At 53.6% G+C, this 19,634-nt stretch carries 16 protein-coding genes and 1 pseudogene; 8 read left to right on the forward strand and 9 right to left on the reverse strand.

Annotated features, from left to right (window positions below):
• A pseudogene (locus JUJ53_RS19805) lies at window positions 1-197 on the forward strand (photosystem II q(b) protein); the annotation flags it as partial.
• 438 nt (window positions 198-635) lie between these two features.
• Here the strand turns inward: JUJ53_RS19805 and JUJ53_RS19810 are convergent.
• The 5 genes from JUJ53_RS19810 to JUJ53_RS19830 form a co-directional block, all read right to left on the reverse strand.
• A complete protein-coding gene (locus tag JUJ53_RS19810) occupies window positions 636-1,547 on the reverse strand; it encodes an ABC transporter permease (protein WP_204153759.1) in 912 nt (303 codons plus the stop codon).
• Between the two features lie 46 nt (window positions 1,548-1,593).
• Window positions 1,594-3,432 carry a penicillin-binding protein 2 gene (locus JUJ53_RS19815; protein ID WP_204153760.1) on the reverse strand — a complete coding sequence of 613 codons (1,839 nt, stop codon included), beginning with the start codon at window positions 3,430-3,432 and terminating at the stop codon, window positions 1,594-1,596.
• A 7-nt stretch (window positions 3,433-3,439) separates the two neighbouring features.
• Entirely contained in the window at window positions 3,440-3,991 is a 552-nt protein-coding gene (locus JUJ53_RS19820; RefSeq protein WP_204153761.1) for a hypothetical protein, read from the reverse strand.
• Window positions 3,992-4,252: 261 nt separating this feature from the next.
• Window positions 4,253-4,717, reverse strand: a complete 465-nt coding sequence (dtd, locus tag JUJ53_RS19825) for a D-aminoacyl-tRNA deacylase (RefSeq protein ID WP_204153762.1) — start codon at window positions 4,715-4,717, stop codon at window positions 4,253-4,255.
• Entirely contained in the window at window positions 4,717-5,883 is a 1,167-nt protein-coding gene (locus JUJ53_RS19830) for a GTP-binding protein (RefSeq protein ID WP_204153763.1), read from the reverse strand. Before JUJ53_RS19830 ends, dtd begins: the two co-directional genes overlap by 1 nt.
• Window positions 5,884-6,207: 324 nt before the next feature.
• Here JUJ53_RS19830 and cysS point away from each other — a divergent pair, with 324 nt between their 5' ends.
• Entirely contained in the window at window positions 6,208-7,686 is a 1,479-nt protein-coding gene (gene cysS / locus JUJ53_RS19835) for a cysteine--tRNA ligase (protein WP_204153764.1), read from the forward strand.
• A gap of 46 nt (window positions 7,687-7,732) precedes the next feature.
• Here the strand turns inward: cysS and JUJ53_RS19840 are convergent, their stop codons facing one another.
• On the reverse strand, window positions 7,733-8,881 hold the full coding sequence (locus JUJ53_RS19840; RefSeq protein WP_204153765.1) for a quinone-dependent dihydroorotate dehydrogenase: 1,149 nt from the start codon (window positions 8,879-8,881) through the stop codon (window positions 7,733-7,735).
• 676 nt (window positions 8,882-9,557) lie between these two features.
• Here JUJ53_RS19840 and JUJ53_RS19845 point away from each other — a divergent pair.
• From JUJ53_RS19845 to JUJ53_RS25240, 3 genes are read left to right on the forward strand one after another with little or no spacing between them, the layout of a single operon-like run.
• Window positions 9,558-12,329 (forward strand): GAF domain-containing protein, encoded by a 2,772-nt coding sequence (locus tag JUJ53_RS19845; RefSeq protein ID WP_204153766.1) that lies wholly within the window; start codon window positions 9,558-9,560, stop codon window positions 12,327-12,329.
• A gap of 30 nt (window positions 12,330-12,359) precedes the next feature.
• Entirely contained in the window at window positions 12,360-12,737 is a 378-nt protein-coding gene (locus tag JUJ53_RS19850; protein WP_204153767.1) for a hypothetical protein, read from the forward strand.
• Window positions 12,734-12,862 (forward strand): hypothetical protein, encoded by a 129-nt coding sequence (locus JUJ53_RS25240; RefSeq protein WP_275415812.1) that lies wholly within the window; start codon window positions 12,734-12,736, stop codon window positions 12,860-12,862. The genes JUJ53_RS19850 and JUJ53_RS25240 overlap by 4 nt, the downstream gene beginning before the upstream one ends.
• Window positions 12,863-12,927: 65 nt before the next feature.
• On the opposite strand, the gene JUJ53_RS19855 is transcribed toward JUJ53_RS25240, so the two are convergent.
• Complete coding sequence (locus tag JUJ53_RS19855) at window positions 12,928-13,128, reverse strand: hypothetical protein (protein ID WP_204153768.1); 201 nt, start codon at window positions 13,126-13,128, stop codon at window positions 12,928-12,930.
• Between the two features lie 22 nt (window positions 13,129-13,150).
• Here JUJ53_RS19855 and JUJ53_RS19860 point away from each other — a divergent pair, with 22 nt between their 5' ends.
• Window positions 13,151-13,306 (forward strand): hypothetical protein, encoded by a 156-nt coding sequence (locus tag JUJ53_RS19860; protein ID WP_204153769.1) that lies wholly within the window; start codon window positions 13,151-13,153, stop codon window positions 13,304-13,306.
• Between the two features lie 134 nt (window positions 13,307-13,440).
• Here JUJ53_RS19860 and JUJ53_RS19865 read toward each other — a convergent pair whose 3' ends face one another.
• Entirely contained in the window at window positions 13,441-16,161 is a 2,721-nt protein-coding gene (locus JUJ53_RS19865) for a tetratricopeptide repeat protein (protein ID WP_204153770.1), read from the reverse strand.
• Window positions 16,162-16,297: 136 nt separating this feature from the next.
• Window positions 16,298-16,750, reverse strand: coding sequence for a hypothetical protein (locus tag JUJ53_RS19870; RefSeq protein ID WP_204153771.1), 453 nt, complete (start codon window positions 16,748-16,750; stop codon window positions 16,298-16,300).
• Between the two features lie 320 nt (window positions 16,751-17,070).
• Between JUJ53_RS19870 and JUJ53_RS19875 the strand changes: the two genes are divergently transcribed.
• Window positions 17,071-17,991: a DUF2806 domain-containing protein gene (locus tag JUJ53_RS19875; protein ID WP_204153772.1), complete on the forward strand. Its 921-nt coding sequence runs from the start codon at window positions 17,071-17,073 to the stop codon at window positions 17,989-17,991.
• 203 nt (window positions 17,992-18,194) lie between these two features.
• Window positions 18,195-19,550 (forward strand): tRNA (N6-isopentenyl adenosine(37)-C2)-methylthiotransferase MiaB, encoded by a 1,356-nt coding sequence (gene miaB / locus JUJ53_RS19880; RefSeq protein WP_204153773.1) that lies wholly within the window; start codon window positions 18,195-18,197, stop codon window positions 19,548-19,550.
• The last annotated feature ends 84 nt before the right edge of the window (window positions 19,551-19,634 follow it).

Raw genomic sequence — 19,634 nt, forward strand, 5'->3', positions numbered from 1 at the left:
TGGGTATTAGCACCATGGCGTTCAACCTGAACGGTTTCAACTTCAACCAGTCCGTGATTGACTCTCAGGGTCGCGTCATCGGAACTTGGGCGGATGTCTTGAACCGCGCCAACTTGGGTATGGAAGTGATGCACGAGCGCAATGCTCACAACTTCCCACTTGACTTGGCTGCTGTGGATGCACCTGAAATCGGTTAATCCATCGCTGAGCTAGTCTGATAGCTTGATGAAAAGCGCTCCATCGGGGGCGCTTTTTCATGCTTATTTCTTGTCCAGGATCTTCCTCACCACGCTCTGATTGACCGCAAGTTCGGCTGGGGTACTCGCGATCGCCCTTGATCTGATCGAAGGATAGAAGATGAGTCCACACGGCTCAGGCCGAGTCATCTTCCGGTGAACATGAACATCCATAACCGTAGCGTGCTATTAGGCGCAGCCGTAACGCACCTCTCGTAAGGCATAAAGCTTTGATGGTCTGGTCAGATGTTGTTATGTCCGGTAAACGTTCCTGGCTGGGACATTCTGCCTTCAATCCCCCGCTTCGATCCCCTACAGGGAACACCTCTCGAAGCTTCGATCGCCTCCCAAAGCCAAAGTCCTCCTGCCTCCTGCCCAATGGGTAGGCTAGCCTGCAGGTTAATGCAAGGCAAAGCGGCGTACGGCCAGCAAACTGCCCATTAGACCAACAGAACTGCCCAGAACCAACAAAATGAGCGGTAAGAGTAAAGCCTGCTGGGGCGCTAACTCCAATCCTGTAGACAAAAAGCGAATAAAGTCTGCTTGCTGACTGAGCAGTTGCCCTACAAACTCTCGCAGACCTAAGATCAGTCCCCAAGCGATCGCTGCCCCGACAATGCCAAAGGTAATTCCTTGAAGAATAAACGGTAGGTAAATCCAGGTGGTGGTCGCTCCGACAAGCTGCATCACTTCAATCTCGTGCCGTCGGGCCATGACAATCAGGCGAATTGTGGTGGTGATGACAGCGATCGCCGTCATACTCAGCACGGTGGTCATCCCAATACTGACCCAGTTCAATCCTTGGTTAAGCTGGGCAATTTGGTTGACGGCTTCATTGATATAAAGCACCTCATCGACCCCCTGCACCTGCTTGAGATAGTCTGCGACCCTTGGCACATCTTCCGGGGAAGCCACTTTCACCGTGAGCTCATCCACCAGTGGATTGCCATTCAGTTGCTGCGTTGCACCCTGAATATCGGATAGCCCCAAGTCGCGCACCAGGCTATCCCAAGCTTCTTCCTTTGATGTGGGGATCACAGACTTCACCCCAACAATATCCTGCAAGGAAGGGCCTAGCAGATCCGCTTGTACCCCTGTTTCTAGGTAAACCGAAACTTCTAACTGACTGCCAAACTGGTTGAGTAGAGCTTCGAGTTGCCACGATGACTGCAAACTAATGCCAAACAGAAAGAGTAAGACCGTCACCGTGCTGATGGCAGCCCAGTTCATCCAGCCGCCGCGCTTGAGCCCCAAGAGGGTTTCGCGCAGCAAGTAATCGGACTTGTTGAGAAAACGGAAGAAGCTTTTCATAGCAACACTCAATCAGGAACCTAAGATGAACGGAACGGCTTAGCACCTAAGGCGTAACAGCGCGATCGCGGCTAGGTGGAATTCCATCGATAGCAATCAACGCCTCCATCACCGATCGCACCACGGGTGCTGCAACGGTTGAACCAAAGGTATTCTCACCCTTAGGTTCATCAACCACTGCCAAGATCACGTAGCGCGGCTCATCGACTGGAAACGCAGCCACAAAACTGGTGATTTTTGCATATTCCTCATACCCCCCTTGTTCACTGGCTTTTTGAGCCGTTCCGGTCTTTCCAGCAATACGATAACCGGGAATCTGGGCTGCTTCACCCGTGCCGTCGGCTACAGCTACTTCCATCATCTCCATCACCGCCCGCGTTGTGTCCGGGGAGAACACCTGTGGGGGTTCAGGGCGATCCGGTTGCCACTGAAGCGTACCATCGGGTTCTGCTAACCCTTGTACTACATGAGGTGTGACTAAGCGCCCCCCGTTGGCTAGGCTGGCATGGAGCTGGAGAAGCTGGAGGGGGGTTAAGGATAATCCTTGCCCAAAAGCAGCGGTGGCGACTTCAACGCCCACAAAGTCCTCTAGGTCTTTCAGAAAGCCGGCTGCCTCAAAGTCCAAGTCAATGCCCGTGGGCTGTCCGATGCCAAGGCGCTCTAGCCAGTTGTGGTACAGCGCTGAAGGCAACTGCCGCATGATATGCACCATGCCCACATTGCTGGAATATTTGATCACGTCGGTGATGCTGATAGCCCCTCGCCCACCAACGTAGCGGTAGTCTACATTTTCGATCGTCCAGATATCGATGTTAATGCGCCCTTCATCGTAGACCATGTCATCCGGCTGAATGGCTCCTTCTTCAAGGGCGATCGCTATGTTGATGGGCTTGAAGGTAGAACCGGGTTCATACACATCGGCGATCGCCCAATTACGCATGGTTTCAGGTTCAGCTTCGTAATAGCGATTGGGATCATAGGTCGGTTCCGTGACCAGAGCCATCATGGCTCCATCTCGCACATCCATTACCAAAATTGCGCCGCGCTTGGCGTCAAACTGCTGCATTTGACGGCGCAGGTTTTGCTGAGCGACGCGCTGTAGATGACTATTTAGGGTGAGCTGGAGGCGGAGGTGATCAGGATGGAGCAGCGAGTCGGGCACCTGAGTGGGCAGGAGTAAACCATTGCCTGACCGACTCACCTGTACAGGATCCAGAGATTGTTCTAAAAGCTCATCCTGACTTAGCTCTAGGCCTGCCTGGGGATCTTGATCGACATTGACATAGCCGAGAATCGCTCCAAACAAATCTTGCTGAGGATAAAACCGCTGCTGGTAGGGCAAGAGTTCGAGACCGTTGATACCCTGATCTCGAATACGTCGGGCAAGATTTTCGGACAGGGCCCGCTCTAGAATCACGCCCGTTTCAGCACTCGTCAACAAAGCTACGATCTCACTGGGCGATCGCTCTAGGAGGGGCTCTAAGGTTTGAGCAATCTCTTGCAGCTCTTGCTCAAACATGATGGGGTGGGCATAGAGCGCATACCGCGTCTGGTCGATAGCTAGGATATGCCCATCTTGATCGACTATTGAACGACGATGGGCATAGGGATCAATGGCCATCACCTGCTGGGCGATCGCCCGTTGCTTGAGAGTAGGGCCTTCCAAGACCTGTAAGCGAATGAGGTTAGCGCCCAAAATGACGCATCCTAGCACTAAGACTCCCCATACCACCAACAGGCGACTAGGCGTTGCTACGGGAGCCGTCGTCTGAGGTGGTCGGAGACGGGGCGATCGCTCCCGAGACCTGGAGGAGGAGGGCTGAGACTGGGAAGAGGGCTGTCCTCGACGCGCCCGGCGACGAGCTAGGGACTTATCGATCGTCATAGGCGACTCAGTACCCTAGGGGTGGACGGGTTGTCGGGGGCGGGGCCAAGTTCTCCGAGGGCTCATGGGCAGGGCGGCGATCGGACGGAGCCATGAAGATGAGTTGATCTGGATGGGGTACCCGGTAGTCTGAACCTTGCTGATCAATAGACTGAGCGGTTTGATACTTCAACATTTCCAAAGCAGCGGTCATCTGCTGCTGCTGCCGCTGTAGGGTTTCGAGCTGATGATAGGCCCGTCCCCAATTTTGTTGCACATACACCGTCCAGCCGTAGACTCCCAAAACAGAGGCTACGAGGGTCAGCATGACCACCGCGGATCCCTTCTGGGCCAAGATTAATCCTCGCAGCCACAGGGGCAGCGATCGCTGCGGCAGCACCCGCACCGTTGCCGGACGAGCCGCTGGACTTGTAGAGGATGACTGAGAAGACCGTGCAGAGCGAGTCGGCCAAGATTCATGAAGCGATCGCACCTCACCCTCCCGGCGCTCTCTTCTCTGCCGCCCCGCAGGCGATCGCCCGCCACGATCGTGATCCCTCGGCTTTAGCACAGCAGACATAGCTTACACTCCTTACACATCACTCCAGCCCTTCACCCATCGTGGGCAGATGCCGCTGGAAATTGCCTTTAGTCTCGTTAGAAGATTGATGGTGAACTCCCTAGGCATAGCCTATGGCCATACTGAAGAGAGGGATGTTCTATCCTATCGAAATTGGGTCAAGTATAATCGCAATTCTGCGAATGCGATCAGGTTATAGACCCCTACAGCGCAATCAGTTCTAGATCAGCCCATCCTTCAGTCTGATAAGCTAGCGCTATCTTAGCCTGCTTCATGGCCGATGGCATGACGTTCAAGCCACAGGGTCACAGGGCCATCGTTTTCAATCGAGACCTGCATCATCGCGCCAAATTGCCCTGTTTCCACCCGCAACCCACTTTGGCGGAGGCGATCGACAAATTGGTCATACAGCGCTTGGGCCCGATCCGGCGGGGCCGCTTGGCCATAGGAGGGACGGCGGCCTTTGCGACAGTCGCCATAGAGGGTGAACTGGCTGATCACCAAAAGCTCACCGCCTAGATCCAGCACCGAGCGATCGCCCTTAGCCGATTCGTCGCTAGGAAAGATGCGGAGGTCGAGACACTTGCGGGCCATCCAGTCTAATTCTGCCGGGGTATCGCTGGGCGCAATGCCCACCAGCAGATTGAGACCTCGGCCAATCTGCCCCACCACGTCACCATCTACCCGCACTTGGGAGGCCGTGACCCGCTGCAGCAGCACCCGCATTAGCGACCAAATCCTTTTCCACGGGTTGCCGATGATGGGCAAAAACAGGCATTAATCTGCGATCGCAAGGTGTCGTGGTCGAGATCTTGGCCAATCAGCACCAGTTGGTTTTTAGGCGTTGTCGTCCATTCCGTGTCATCCAGGGTAAAGCGGCGACCGCTGAGGTGGAAGACGTGGCGCTTCGGGCTTTCGTCAAACCAGAGGATACCCTTGGCCCGAAACACATTGCTGGGTAACTCGTTATCTAGAAAATGCTGGAATTTCTTAATCGACATGGGGCGATCGCCCTGCACAGAGATGGAGGTAAATCCATCGATCGCCAGGTGATCGGAATGATGGGCATGGTGCCCGTGATCGTGATGGTCGTGATCGTGATGGTCGTGATCGTGGCCATCATGCTCACAATGTCCATGGTCGTGGTCACAGTTGCTGTGATCGGCATGGTCGTGGGCGTCGTGAGTGTGAGCATCGTGATCGTGGGCAGGCGCTTCGGGTTTGAAGTACTGGTCAGACTCAAAGAGCCCCACGCTGAGAATCAAGGGCAGAGGTACTTGGGCATTGCGGGTGCGCATGATCCGAGCATCGGGCTTCACGTCCCGAATTTTGACTTCTAGGAGATCGAGATCCGCGTCATCGACCAAATCAATTTTGTTGAGCAACAAAATATCAGCATAGGCGATTTGGTTATGGGCAGCCTGGCTGTTGAAGAGATCCAGGCTATAGTTTTCCGAATCGACGACGGTGACAATCGAATCCAAACGAGTGAGGTCGCGCAGTTCTGTGCCCAAAAAGGTGAGAGCGATCGGTAACGGATCGGCCAACCCCGTAGTTTCGACCACCAAATAGTCAATACGATCCTGCCGTTCGAGCACTCGATAGACCGCATCCATCAAGTCATTATTAATGGTGCAGCAAATGCAGCCGTTGCTCAGCTCCACCATGCTGTCATCGCCCATGCCGGTATTCACCAACAGGTCATTGTCGATGCCAATTTCGCCAAATTCATTGACCAGAACAGCAGTTTTTATCCCTTCCTGATTCGTCAGGATGTGGTTGAGCAACGTGGTTTTGCCACTGCCCAGGAAACCGGTAATGATGGTGACCGGTAAGCCTCGCTTAAGGTCATCCATGGACGATGCGGAGGTTGGAGTGATGACTGAGGTCATAGCGTCGGAATAAAAACGTCAAGAAGGGTGAACTACAAACAGATGCAGACATCTTCATGATGCCATGATCCAGGATGGAGCAACCATCGATCTCATCCGGGGTACTCATTGGGATCGCGATGGAAGCTGCTCCTATTATTGCCCATCTTTTCTAGATTCCCATCTGGATTCCCATCTGGATTCCCATCTGGATTCTAGGAGCGATCGCCCGAATTGGAGCTGGTCTAAGACCTAGGCTAAGACTTGGGCTGAGAATCGGCAACATTGCCCCACGAAGGGGCGCGATCGCCGTACACTGGTGGGTGAACCGACGATGCTGGATCCATGGCCTTAACGTTTTACAACAGTCTGACCCGCCGCAAAGAGCCCTTTGAACCGCTGGAGCCGGGGCAGGTCAAAATGTATTGCTGTGGGGTGACGGTGTATGACCATTGTCACCTGGGCCATGCTCGTTCCTATATCGTCTGGGATACGGTGCGGCGCTATCTCATGTGGTTGGGGTATCAGGTGAACTATGTGCAAAATTTCACCGATATTGATGACAAAATTCTCAACCGAGCCCGCCAAGAAAAAACAACCATGGAAGCGATCGCCCATCGCTATACCCAAAGTTATTTTGAAGACATGGCGCGGCTGAATATCCTCGAAGCCGATGACTACCCCCGCGCCACCCATACCCTGAATGGCATTCAGCGCCTCATCCATGAGCTAGAGCAAAAAGGCTATGCCTATCCTGCCCAGGGGGATGTGTATTACCGGGTGCGGCAGTTTGCCAACTACGGCAAGCTCTCAGGACGCAAGTTGGACGATATGCGGGCCGGGGCCAGCGGTCGGATGACCGACAGTGATCAGCCCATCAAGGAAGATCCCTTTGACTTTGCCCTCTGGAAGTCGGCTAAGCCGGGAGAACCTTCCTGGGATTCGCCTTGGGGAAGCGGCCGCCCAGGTTGGCACATTGAATGCTCGGCCATGGTGCGCGATCGCCTCGGTGACACCATCGATATTCATGTGGGCGGGGCAGATTTAGTTTTCCCCCACCACGAAAATGAAATCGCTCAGTCGGAAGCGGTGACCGGCCATCCCCTAGCCCACTACTGGCTGCACAACGGCATGGTTAACGTGGGTGGCGAGAAGATGTCAAAGTCCCTCGGCAATTTCACCACCATTCGTCAGTTGCTGGATGCACCCCAGGCACCCGATCCCATGGCGATCCGGCTGTTTGTGCTGCAGGCCCAGTATCGCAAGCCCATTGACTTCACCGCCGAGGCGATTCAAGCGGCCCAAAATAGCTGGGAAACCCTCACCGATGGTCTGCTGTTTGGCTATGAGTTTGGCGAAGCGCTGGGCTGGGCCGATCGGGGCGATCGCTCCTTTGGTGATCCAGCAGCCATGCATATTGACCGTTCCAGTGACGCGGTGCAGCGCTTCCAGCAGGCCATGGACGATGACATCAACACCCCCGGTGGTTTGGCCGTAGTGTTTGAGCTGGCCAAAGAACTGCGGCGACAGGGCAATGTGATCCGGCATACCGGGAAGCCCGACGCAGCGGCGGACGAGTTGCGCCATCAGTGGCAAACCCTAGTGTGCCTGGCTCAGGTGCTGGGTCTTGAAGCCAAGCCGAAGGATGAGGATGCCAGCGCGGGTATCGACGATGCTGCGATTAGCCTGTTAATCCAGCAGCGGTTAGCCGCCAAGCAGGCGAAGAACTTTGCAGAGGCCGATCGCATTCGTGAGCAGTTGCAAACCCAAGGCATCACCCTGATTGATAAACCCGGTGGCGTGACCGATTGGATCCGCAGCTAGTCCCACAGTCTGGTCTCTGTTAAGACAGCGTAGAGACCAACATCGCTCAAGTCAGACCGCTGCCGATCGCCTCCTGAATATGCTTCATGCCCTGCTGCTCCAAGCGCTGAACCAAACCCTCCAGGATGCTGCGCACCATGCCCGGCCCTTCATAGACCAAGCCAGTGTAGGCCTGCACCAAGCTGGCCCCCGCCGTGATTTTGTCCCAGGCATCCGCCGCCGTGAAAATGCCGCCCACACCTATGATCGGCAGGCTGCCCTGGGTCTGCTGGGCGATGAAGCGAATCACCTCCGTGGAGCGCGATCGCAACGGCGCACCGCTGATGCCGCCTGCTTCTTGGGTGATCGGATTGCCCGTTTTGGCAATCACCTGGGTCTTGAGACCATCCCGCTGGATGGTGGTATTGGTGGCGATAATGCCCGCCAGCTTATAGGTCAACGACAGATCTACGACCGCCGCGATCGCCTCCCAGTCTAGATCCGGAGCAATTTTCACCAGGATGGGCTTCTGCTGTTGATTTTCCTCCGAGAGCGCCTGCAGAATGCCCGTGAGCTGTTCCGTAGATTGCAGCGATCGCAGCCCCGGCGTATTGGGCGACGACACGTTGACCACAAAGTAGCGCCCTAGGTCTTTCAGGAGCCGGAAACTTTGGCGATAGTCGTCCGCCGCATCGTCTAACGCCGTGATTTTCGACTTGCCGAGGTTGATGCCCAAGGGAATGGGGCAGTCTGTCTCCCCCCAAGCCGCCTGCAACCGCTGGGCTAAGGCCGCAGCACCTTGGTTATTAAACCCCATCCGATTCAGCACCGCTTCATCTTGAATCAGCCGAAACAGCCGAGGTTGAGGATTGCCTGGCTGGGCATGGAAGGTGACCGTTCCTAGTTCAGCAAACCCAAACCCCAAGCTGGGCCAAATGCCCGTTGCGACCCCGTCTTTATCAAACCCTGCCGCTAGACCCACGGGATTGGCAAAGGACATCCCCCACAGGGATTGCTCTAGGGCGGGATGCTGGTAGGTATAGTTGTCGTGCAACTGATGCTGGATGAGGCGGGCGATCGCCATGGCTGAGGCGGGCTGGGTCTGGGCCTGACTTAGCCAACCGAGGAGCTTTAGAGTAGACTCGTGGAGCCATTCAGGATCAGACACAATCCCAGAAAATAAAAGCGGGCGCAAGCTGGTGCGGTAAAGATTCACGGTTCACCATGGAGAACGACGGTTGGGGTCAAAATGCGGGCATACTTTGAACAATCGTCAGTATACAAGGACAACCGCGTTAGATTGGTGAGCGATCGCTGATGCCCATGTCTCCAAGACCGGTCTATGTTTTGTAGCACAACCGCCATGATTCCAGCCTCGATTTACGGTAGCTTAGGGAACAGAGCCTCTTGGATGCCTATCAACGCAAAGGTTTTCAGGATTCTATCCTTGATGATGCCTCGGCTTTGTGGCTAAACCCGCTTAGAATGCTGACAATAGGATAGGGCGATCGTATGAGCATCTATAGGCGTCTATCTGCATGTGCAACGCCAGCTTCAGGGAGTTTGTGGATGTTCCTAATCTATGTAGGCAAGAGCAGTCAACCCAGAACAGTCAACCGGATTGGGAACTCCGTCTGTGTTACACAGAAACGTTACGCAGAAAACCTGACGTTGCCTCGAATCTTCCGGCTCTAGGTCTAACCTAGGTTAAGCAAGGGTTCACCCCCTGCATACGTCACGGGTCATCCTCAATAGTTCATCCTGAATGACATCCATCACCCTGTAGTCAACTATGTTCATCATGACTGATAGCCACATCATGCCTGAGGGATGCTCTGGACATCGTGTCCTTGATGTCAGGGCCATCCCAACCTGAGGGGGAGTTCATATCCATGGGTTCGCAAAAAGATCTATCCGATTATGAGCGCCAACTAGTCGCACTTGGTCGCGCTTTGCAGTCGCTACGGGAGCAAGACACCCTAGGAGGGCTAGCTCAGGCTGCGTTGGACTATTTGCGATCGGAATTTCAGTATGCGCTGATCTGGATTGGTCTCTATCACCAAGTAGGGCACACCATACAGGGCTGTGCGGGGCTGATGCCATCGGCGGCGACCGCGCCCTTCATTCAGCAAAAACTAGATCTGCAGCCCGGTGACTTGCTAGAACAGGTGGTGATCCAGCAGCGCCCGGTGGGGGTGCCCGATCTACGGGAAGAAACTAGGGCGGGGCAGTGGCGCACCATTGCCCAACAGCATAATATTCAAGGCACGGTCATTTTTCCGATTCGCCATCGCGATCGCTGCCTAGGGGTAACCATTCTTGGCTCCCACCTATGGGGCGTTTCTCCCCAGTCGGAGGAAAAGGCGCGACTCTCGATGGTGTTAGGAGAACTGGCCCTAGCGGTGCATCACCTTGAAGCCGAGCAGATTCGTCAACAGGTGAAGCGCCCAGCCGAACCGCTTTTCCATCTTTTAAACCACCTGCGATCGCTGCCCACCCTGCAAGAGCGGCTCGATGCCGTCGTCGAAGCCACCCATCAGTTTATTGGGCTCGACCGCACCAACATCTACTGGTTTGAACCCCAGCGCTATGAATTTTGGCAGCGAGCCAGCCGCCCGGATCGCGGTGTCATTTCCCGAGACATGCGAGCGATCGCTCCCATTCCCGTTGAAGACGTCAGTGCTTTCTATCAAGCCCTCATGGCCGATCAAACCATCGCCATCGGTGAAGCCAACGGCACCCTCAAGGCTGATTTGACCGGCCGGCTGATGCAGCGTATCCAGGCGCGATCGCTCCTCGCCACGCCTATCCTATTCCAAAACCAACTCCTGGGTTTTCTATCCGTAGAAAGCCAGAAAGCCCATATCTGGACAGAACAAGAAAAAAGCTACCTGCAGGCCGCTGCCCAAATTGCGGCGATCACAGCCCCCTTAGAAACCCTTGAAACTACCCTTGAGCAAGTCAAAAACGATCAACTGCTCACCGCCGAACTCACCCGCGCCATCTACAGTGAAGACGACTGGACAAAAACCCTGCACGATGCGGCAGAACAAATCGCCCAGCGCTTAAAAACCCAGTGGTTCTTGGTGTTGCTCTACAATCCCGACCAAGAAAAGTTCGAGGTTTGCTACCAGCACCAAGCCCCCCACTGTCCCTCATTACCAGCCTTCCTAGAACGCCTCAACCAAGTAGACTGGCAAATGCTAGAGCGCAGTACCGAGGCCGTCAGCATTGAGAACCTCTCCGATGACCTGAAACTCATGGCTTGGCGGGAAGTGTTGCTAACCGCCGGTGTGCAGTCTGTCCTAGTGTGCAACACGGCGGTGGATAACCCTCTAGAAGGCGTGGTGATGGTGGGTAATGAATCCACCCGCACCTGGGGACGGGATGAACGGGAGCTGATGCGAGTCGTGAGCCGGCAAGTGGGCTTGATTCTCCACCAATGGCAACTACAGCGCCAAACCGAGCAGCAGCAAAAAGCCTACCAGACCATTCAATGGGGTCTGGCGGCCATGCAGCAGATCCATGATCTAGATCAGCTAGAAGAGGCCGCCATGCAGCAGATGGCCAATGTGTTGCAAGTGCCGTTGGCAGCCCTGATCACTTGGCTACCAGGACGTAAGGAAGCCCAAATCTCTGCGGCAGCGGTGGGTAATAATCACTATGTCCTCAACGCAGATAAAAAAATTAAAATCCATACCGATCTATTGGTGCAGTGGGCCCTGAAGTCCGACAGCGTTGTTTCCATTAGCAGCAATGAATTTTCTGTGGAAACCCGTCAATGGCTGAGCGGCTCAGAAATTGGACAGGTGTTGGTGATGGCCCTGCGCACCTCGCCCGACCATGAACCCACCGGCGTGGCCCTAGTGGCCGACTGCTTCGATCGCTACTGGCTAGAACGACAGCTTGATGCCTTCAGTAGCTTAGTCGGTCAGCTCGCTTGGTCGCGACGCTACCTCTTGCTCACCAAAACCTTAAATAATCAACGAGAGGCCCTAGAACGCCTCAACTGGTATAAGCAACGCCGCATTGAAGAAATTTATCGTACCTTAGGCGTCGGAATTAAACGCCTCAACGACCTCAGCCATCAAAAAGATGCCCTCGCCAGTATGCGGTATCACCAAATTCTCCGCCAGCTTGGCAATACCCTTTCCTCCATGGTGCCCGTGCTGAAATATGAGCAATGGCAACTGCGCACCGAGGTGGAGACAACGCCTCTGCCTACCCTGCTGCGCCGTGCCCTAGAGCGGGTGGATCATCTGATTAAGCAACGCCAGCTCTGGTCTCAGGTACATAACGAAGAAACGCTAACCGTGGGGGGAGATATTGGCAAGATCGAGTTTGTCCTCCATGAGATTTTACTCTTTGCCTGTCGGCGATCGCCCAATAGTGGACGACTCGATATTTGGTGTCGCCCCTTGGATGCCCAATGGCTGGAGCTATCGATTACAGACAATGGCGTGATTGAACCGCGATTGGTGGAAGAACTGCACATAGGGCGATCGCAGGATCTCCTCATGCCCTCCACCCTCGACTATCCGCCAGGACTCCATCTGGCTATCTGTCAATCATTAATGGAAACCGTTGGAGGTGAATTCACGCTCTTTAAGCTAGAAGATGAACGCGTGCTGAGTCGCTTAATTATTCCTATCGTCCCCAGTTAAAGCAGCTTATCCAAATCTCTGAAGCCACGCATGAAGGGATTCATTCAATATCTGCAGGCGATCAAGCCAGGAAAGATGGTTCTCTGGTGTTATTTAATTTGGTATGGCGTAACGGTTTTCTTCTATTTCGATCCATCACCTAAGATCTGGGTGAATTCGGCGGGCATTAGCGCTGTCGTGGGCACTGGCTTATTATTGAGCGTTTCCTCTGGCAAGCGCGATCCTTGGCAGACCTTCAGGCTCTATCTGATGCCGTTTTGCGTCTCCAGCTTCGCTGCCCTAATTAAAGATCAAGGATTTATCGTATTTATCTCACCCAATATCCATGAAACACTGGTGTCTGTTCTGGGATGCTTCTTATTTCTGGCGATGGTTCTAATCGTCAAAGCTAGGCGTCATCGAGCATGAGTTTCAAGAGAATTACGATCGCCCCCCTCTATGAACCGACATGTCATGACCAAAAGCGATCGCCTTTGCCGTCTCACAGAGAATCGCCCTTCATGAGTCCCAAAAAGCGATCGCCCTTGGTGTAAAGAGGAGAGCGATCGCCAGGATTTACGATGGACAAGCCTAGTCGTTTTGCGAGAGCTTTTCTAGATCACCGACGGGCAACGTCTTCTGCTGAAATACCTGTGTTTCCAGTTTTTCGACGATTGCGAATTGCCATGAGGCTTTGTTCAAACTCTGGTTTGACTGTCCATTTGGCATCTGGATCGGGTACCAAGTCTTCAAGGGCCTCTAAGACAGTTTCACGGATTAGGTCTTTGAGTTCATCAATGGTGAGGTCTTTGACTTGCATAGAAACCTGGCAATCATGAGGTATGAATTCTAGTGTAGTGGATAGACAAGGGTGTGGTAAAAATGGTGCGTTTTTGCAACATTCAGGTAGCGGAGACGATACCCGCGATCGCCCCACGTTATTAGCCGACCCTTCACTAGCAGATGCGATCGCCCAAATCCGACAAACTCGCGGGTGATGAAACGTACTGACGATCGCTCTAACAGCAAGCGCTATTGCTCTCAAATATAATTGCAGTGGTTTCACTAGACGTACAATCGCACCTTATGGGAACAATGATCGTAGCCGTCCTAGCAGAGATCGCTCTGCTTTCTAAGTTGACCGGCCCATCATTTGCCGCAACACGTCTAAACTCTGCTGCGTTCCGACTGTGTAGGGATGCTGGTTGCCCAAACGCTGCTGATACATGGCTAACGCTTGCGCCAACAAGGGTTCTGCTTCAGTCAATCGACCCTGATTAGCGTACAGGATGGCCAAATTGTTGAGACTGGCGGCGACGTCGGGATGGTTATCGCCGAGGAGCGAGCGTATCAGTTCTAGTGCCTGTTGGTAGAGCGGTTCGGCTAACTCGTAGCGCTCCTGATTGGCATATAGGACGGCCAAATTGTTGAGGCTGGCGGCAACGTCGGGATGGTTATCGCCAAGGAGCGAGCGTATCAGTTCTAGTGCCTGTTTGAGGAGCGGTTCAGCTAACTCGTAGCGCCCTTGGGCATGATAGAGTGCTGCCAAATTATTGAGGCTGGCGGCGACGTTGGGATGGTTATCGCCGAGGAGCGATCGCATTAGCTCCAGCGCCTGTTGGTAGAGCGGTTCGGCTAACTCGTAGCGACCCTGTGTTCGATAGAGTAGTGCCAAATTGTTGAGGCTGGCGGCGACGTCGGGATGGTTCTCGCCAAGGAGCGATCGCCGTAGCTCCAGCGCCTGTTGCAAGAGCGGTTCGGCTAACTCGTAGCGTCCCTGGTCATTATAGAGTTCTGCCAAATTGTTGAGGCTGGCGGCGACGTCGGGATGGTTATCGCCGAGGAGCGATCGCCGAAGTTCCAGCGCCTGTTTGAGGAGCGGTTCGGCTAACTCGTAGCGCCCCTGGGCATAATAGAGTGCTGCCAAATTATTGAGGCTGGTGGCGACATCGGGATGGTTATCGCCGAGGAGCGATCGCCGAAGCTCCAGCGCCTGTTGGTAGAGCGGTTCGGCTAACTCGTAGTGCCCCTGTGTCTTATAAAGTCCTGCCAAATTGTTGAGGCTGGCGGCGACGTCGGGATGGTTCTCGCCGAGGAGCGATCGCCGAAGCTCCAGCGCCTGTTGGTAGAGCGGTTCGGCTAACTCGTAGCACCCCTGGGCATCATAGAGTGTTGCCAAATTGTTGAGGCTGGCGGCGACGTCGGGATGGTTATCGCCGAGGAGCGATCGCCGAAGTTCCAGCGCCTGTTGGTAGAGTGGTTCGGCTAACTCGTAGCGTCCCTGGTCATTATAGAGTAGTGCCAAATTGTTGAGGCTGGTGGCGACGTCGGGATGGTTATCGCCGAGGAGCGATCGCATTAGCTCCAGCGCCTGTTGCAAGAGCGGTTCGGCTAACTCGTAGCGCCCCTGAGACTCATAGAGTCCTGCCAAATTGTTGAGGCTGGTGGCGACGTTGGGATGGTTATCGCCGAGGAGCGATCGCACCACGGTCAAACAAGTCTTTAACCAAGGCTCTGCTTCTGCGTAGAGTCCCTGACCTTTATAAAACCACGCAATCCGAGTAAACACCGTAGTTAGATTATCTTCTTTGGGCAGGTACAGTTCCTCCCTTGTGTTAATCTGCATCAAGTCGGTGGCGACTGCCTTCAGGTGCGGGATGGCAGCCTGCACTGCCTGAATCTGCGCCAGCGTCGGATTTTGGGGAATTTGTTTTGCCACGGCAATCATCGTGGTGGCTAGGGCTGTTTTCATGTGCTGCCGTTCCTCCCCGGTCAGCTTGGTGGCAAAAAACTCCCGCAGCAGTTGATGCAGTTGATAGTGGCCATCCTCCGTCCGGGTCAGCAAATGCAGATTCAGGAGCTGCTTGTTTCGCACCGTAGCCACGGCTTCCTCATCCCACTCCGGCCAACACTGCTGCACCAGAGTCCAGGGAATTGCGGCCGGGGCAAATAGACTCAGCAGCTTGGCGACCCGTTGGGCATCCTCATCCAGCCGTTCCCAACTCAGCTCAAACGCCGCCGCTACGCTGAGCGATGCGGTCATGCCGGGGTAGGTGTCCCGCAGTGCCTGCACCTCCAGCCGTTTTTTCTGCAACCGCGCCCAGAGCACAGCCATCGTCACATCCTGATCCTCCGCCAGATACCGCCCCACCAGTTCCAAGCCCAAGGGCAAATAGCCCAACCACTCACAGAGTTGCTCGGCTTGGGGGATATCCTGGTCAATTCGCCCATCGTCCACCAATGATCGCAACAACTCTAACGATGCTTCTGCACTCAGCACCTGGATGTCGTAATTGTTGACCGGGCTACCAAAGCGCGACCTCGACGTTAGCAAGAGTTTGAACTGCGATCGGGGTGGCGGCAAAAACGGGGCAATGTCTTGATAGGCCTGCACATCATCCAAGATCAGCAGGGTCGGTTTAGCAGGCCAGCGCTGCCAGCAAAACGCCACTTGTTCCGCCAAGTCCAGTCCATCGGGCATCACCAGTCCCAAGTTGGCTCTGGCAAAGGACACGATTTGCAACCCCACATCCTGCCGTGCCTCTAGCCAACAAATACCGCCAGGATACGCATTTGCCTCTAGCTGCTGATATGCATATTGCAGAGCCAGTTCGGTCTTACCAATGCCGCCCATCCCCGCCACGGCGGAAATGACCACGGTAGCGCTCGACTGGAGCTGCTGGTGCAAAGATTCCAGATCGTCATCACGTCCCACAAATTGGGCAACGCCGCTGTAGGGGAGATTGTGGGGGATGCCAACAATTTCTTGAGGAGTTGGAGGATAGTTATGGAAATGCTGCTCTTGGGCTATCCATTGCTTTCCACCGTCATTTGCCTGAGCGTTAACATCCATAAGAGCAATCACCAAGTCGAGTAACACATCAGCGGCGGGGTTAAGATCCCCGACTTTTTGAAAAAGTCGGGGATCTGGGCAAATCGGGGATCTGGGCAAATCGGGGATCTGGGCAAATCGGGGATCTGGGTGCCTCCTAGTCTGACTCAGACGTACCAAAATACTGCTTTTCAGCAATCCACTGCTTACCCCCTTGCTCCGCTTTGGCCTGGACATTCATATTGTTGTTGCCGGTCACATTCTGCACCATGTTGCTATTGTCTTGCAGCTTTCCAGCATTAATCTCCTGAGCCATCAAGCGAATCTCATCAGCAAACTGAGGGTCGTCATCCATCGCCACCTGCAAATAGGCCGCAATCTGATTAATCTGTTCTGGCGTAATGGTTTGGGTTTTCTCAACCGAGGCTTTGACCTCTTCAATCCGGGGCTTACCGCGCAGCTTCGTCCAGATGCGCTTGAGCAAGCTTTCCATTTTGGCGATCGCTTCCATCGTATACTTTTCGCCCAACTTCCCCGCCCCCGACTCTAGGAACTTTTGCAGGGCAATCGTGGCGATCGCGCTAGCGGTCAATAATACAGGATCACTCATCAAGGCAACTCCAAGCATAGGGCTGTATCTTTTCTAACAAAAGAACGTCCAACTTGGCTGAAAACTTTACACTTAATTCGTTAACAGCCTCTCTGTTAATGAATCGAATGCTTGAGAGATCTTGGTGACGATATCAAAGCTATCTATCTCAGCATATCTTAGAGCCTGCTGAACAAAGATCAGAAAACTCTAATTAAGGTGCGACATCAAAGATGCCTGCTAGATATTGAGCATCACTCAGCCCAGTCTGACGTAATCATATGAAATTGCTATAGTGTAGTGAGCACAAGTGCTAACAGAAAAATTGAGTTATCAAGATTATGAGCGACGGCAATTCCTTAATTAATTTCGGGGATATCTCAAAACCTGCGGTTGTTCTAATTGAAAAGATATCAGATGCTATTGGAGGATTATCTAAGCCATCTCAAATAAGAAGAATTGCGCGTGCAGAAGCCGATGCTGAAAGAATAAAAGCTATTAATCAGCTTGAGATAAGTGAATTGCAACGTCGAGCTTTGAACCGGTTCCTCCTTGAAGAAGCAAAAAAGCAAGACAACATCGAGTCTATAACTGCCAAAGCTTTGCCTTGCCTTAGAGAAGATGCAGACCCTAAGAGTGTCGAGGATGATTGGATTACAAACTTCTTTGATAAATGCCGTCTTATATCAGACAAGCAAATGCAATCTTTGTGGGCAAAATTGTTGGCTGGAGAGGCAAACTCTCCTGGTAGTTACTCGAAGCGTACAATTGATATACTGGGTTCACTTGACAAAACAGATGCTTTACTCTTTAGTACTTTATGCCGATTCAGCTGGTTTCTAGATCAAGTGTTTCCATTTCCATTAGTATATAATGAGCAAGATTCAATCTATACAGATCATGGAATCAGTTTTGATGCCTTGGAGCATTTAGATAGTATTGGCTTGATTAATTTCAGTCTTATTGGTGTATATGAGCGAACTGGACTCCCAAAGCATTATCCTGCCTTTTACTATGAAGCAGCTATTAATATTGAATTTCCTGCCGGAGAGAATAACCAGTTAGAACTGGGGCACGTTTCGCTCACAAAAGCAGGACAAGAGCTTTCGCTAATTTGCGCTTCAGAACCTATTCCAGATTTTCTTGAGTATATTTTGAGTAGATGGAAAGATAATAAGTTGATTGTTTCATGTCCATATCCACTTAATTCACCAGTGACTAGAAACATCCAAATTGAGACGGCGCAGCATATAGACAACTAGTGAGTCTCTTGCCTCGAATAGAGTCGCCTATTGCAGCAACGTCACTTTTCCTTTCAGGTTCGCACATCAGGCACTTACTCCTCTCCCGTCGTCTCCCAGATTGGAGGATGCCCATCCAATCGCTATAATGTTTAGGCTGAAGCGCGATCGCTTGATGGCGCTAACTTCTCATTGCAATACCCACCCACCAGCCTGACCCTGCCATGACCACTGCCGCCCGTCGTTATCACATCACCACCTTTGGTTGCCAGATGAACAAAGCCGACTCCGAACGGATGTCTGGCATTCTGGAGTCGATGGGCTTTGAATGGTCAGAATCGCCAGATGACGCCAACTTGGTGCTCTACAACACCTGCACCATCCGCGACAACGCCGAGCAAAAGGTTTACTCCTACCTAGGTCGGCAGGCTAGGCGCAAGCATGAGCAGCCGGATTTGACCTTGATTGTGGCGGGTTGTGTAGCCCAGCAGGAAGGAGAGTCGCTCTTACGACGGGTTCCAGAACTAGATTTGGTCATGGGGCCCCAGCACGCCAATCGCCTGCAGGATCTTTTGGAGCAGGTGTTTAACGGCAGTCAGGTGGTGGCTACGGAGCCCATCCATATTGTGGAAGATATCACCAAGCCTCGGCGCGATAGTGATGTGACGGCTTGGGTGAATGTCATCTATGGCTGTAATGAGCGCTGCACCTATTGTGTTGTCCCCAATGTGCGGGGTGTGGAACAGTCGCGATCGCCCCAGGCCATTCGCACCGAGATGGAAGAACTCGCCCAGCAAGGGTTCAAAGAAGTGACGTTGCTGGGGCAGAATATTGATGCCTATGGGCGCGACCTGCCGGGCACCACCCCTGAGGGTCGTCATCTGCATACCCTCACCGATTTGCTGTACTTTGTCCACGATATCCCCGGTATTGAACGGCTGCGCTTTGCCACCAGCCATCCTCGCTACTTCACCGAGCGGCTGATTCGCGCCTGTGCTGAATTGCCGAAGGTTTGCGAACATTTCCATGTGCCCTTTCAGTCGGGCGATAATGACATCCTCAAGGCCATGTCTCGCGGCTATACCCATGAGCGCTACCGCCGCATTATTGACCTGATTCGGTCATACATGCCGGATGCGTCCATTAGCGCGGATGCCATCGTTGGCTTCCCTGGGGAAACCGATGCCCAGTTCGAGAAAACGCTAAAGTTGGTGGAGGATATTGGCTTCGACCAAGTGAACACCGCCGCCTATTCTCCTCGCCCTGGCACCCCGGCCGCCCTGTGGGATAACCAGCTCTCGGAAGAAGTGAAGCGCGATCGCCTCCAGCAGTTAAATCATCTGGTCTCGGTGCAGGCCAGTGAGCGATCGCAGCGCTATCTAGGTCGAGTGGAAGAGGTGTTGGTGGAAGCCCAAAATACGAAAGATCCCACTCAAGTGATGGGGCGGACGCGGGGTAATCGGCTCACCTTCTTCCCCGGCTCCATTGATGATCTCAAAGGGCAGGTGGTGTCGGTGAAGATCACGGAAATTCGCGCCTTTAGCCTCACGGGTACGCCCCTCATTCCTGCCCTACGGTAGGCGGTTCAGCCAACCCGATCGCCTCCGCCAGACCCCGGTTGCGATCGCCCTATGCCGATCCATGGCGTAGCTTGGTGTAGCATA

It is taken from the genome of Leptolyngbya sp. CCY15150 (genome assembly GCF_016888135.1).
GTDB lineage: Bacteria > Cyanobacteriota > Cyanobacteriia > RECH01 > RECH01 > RECH01.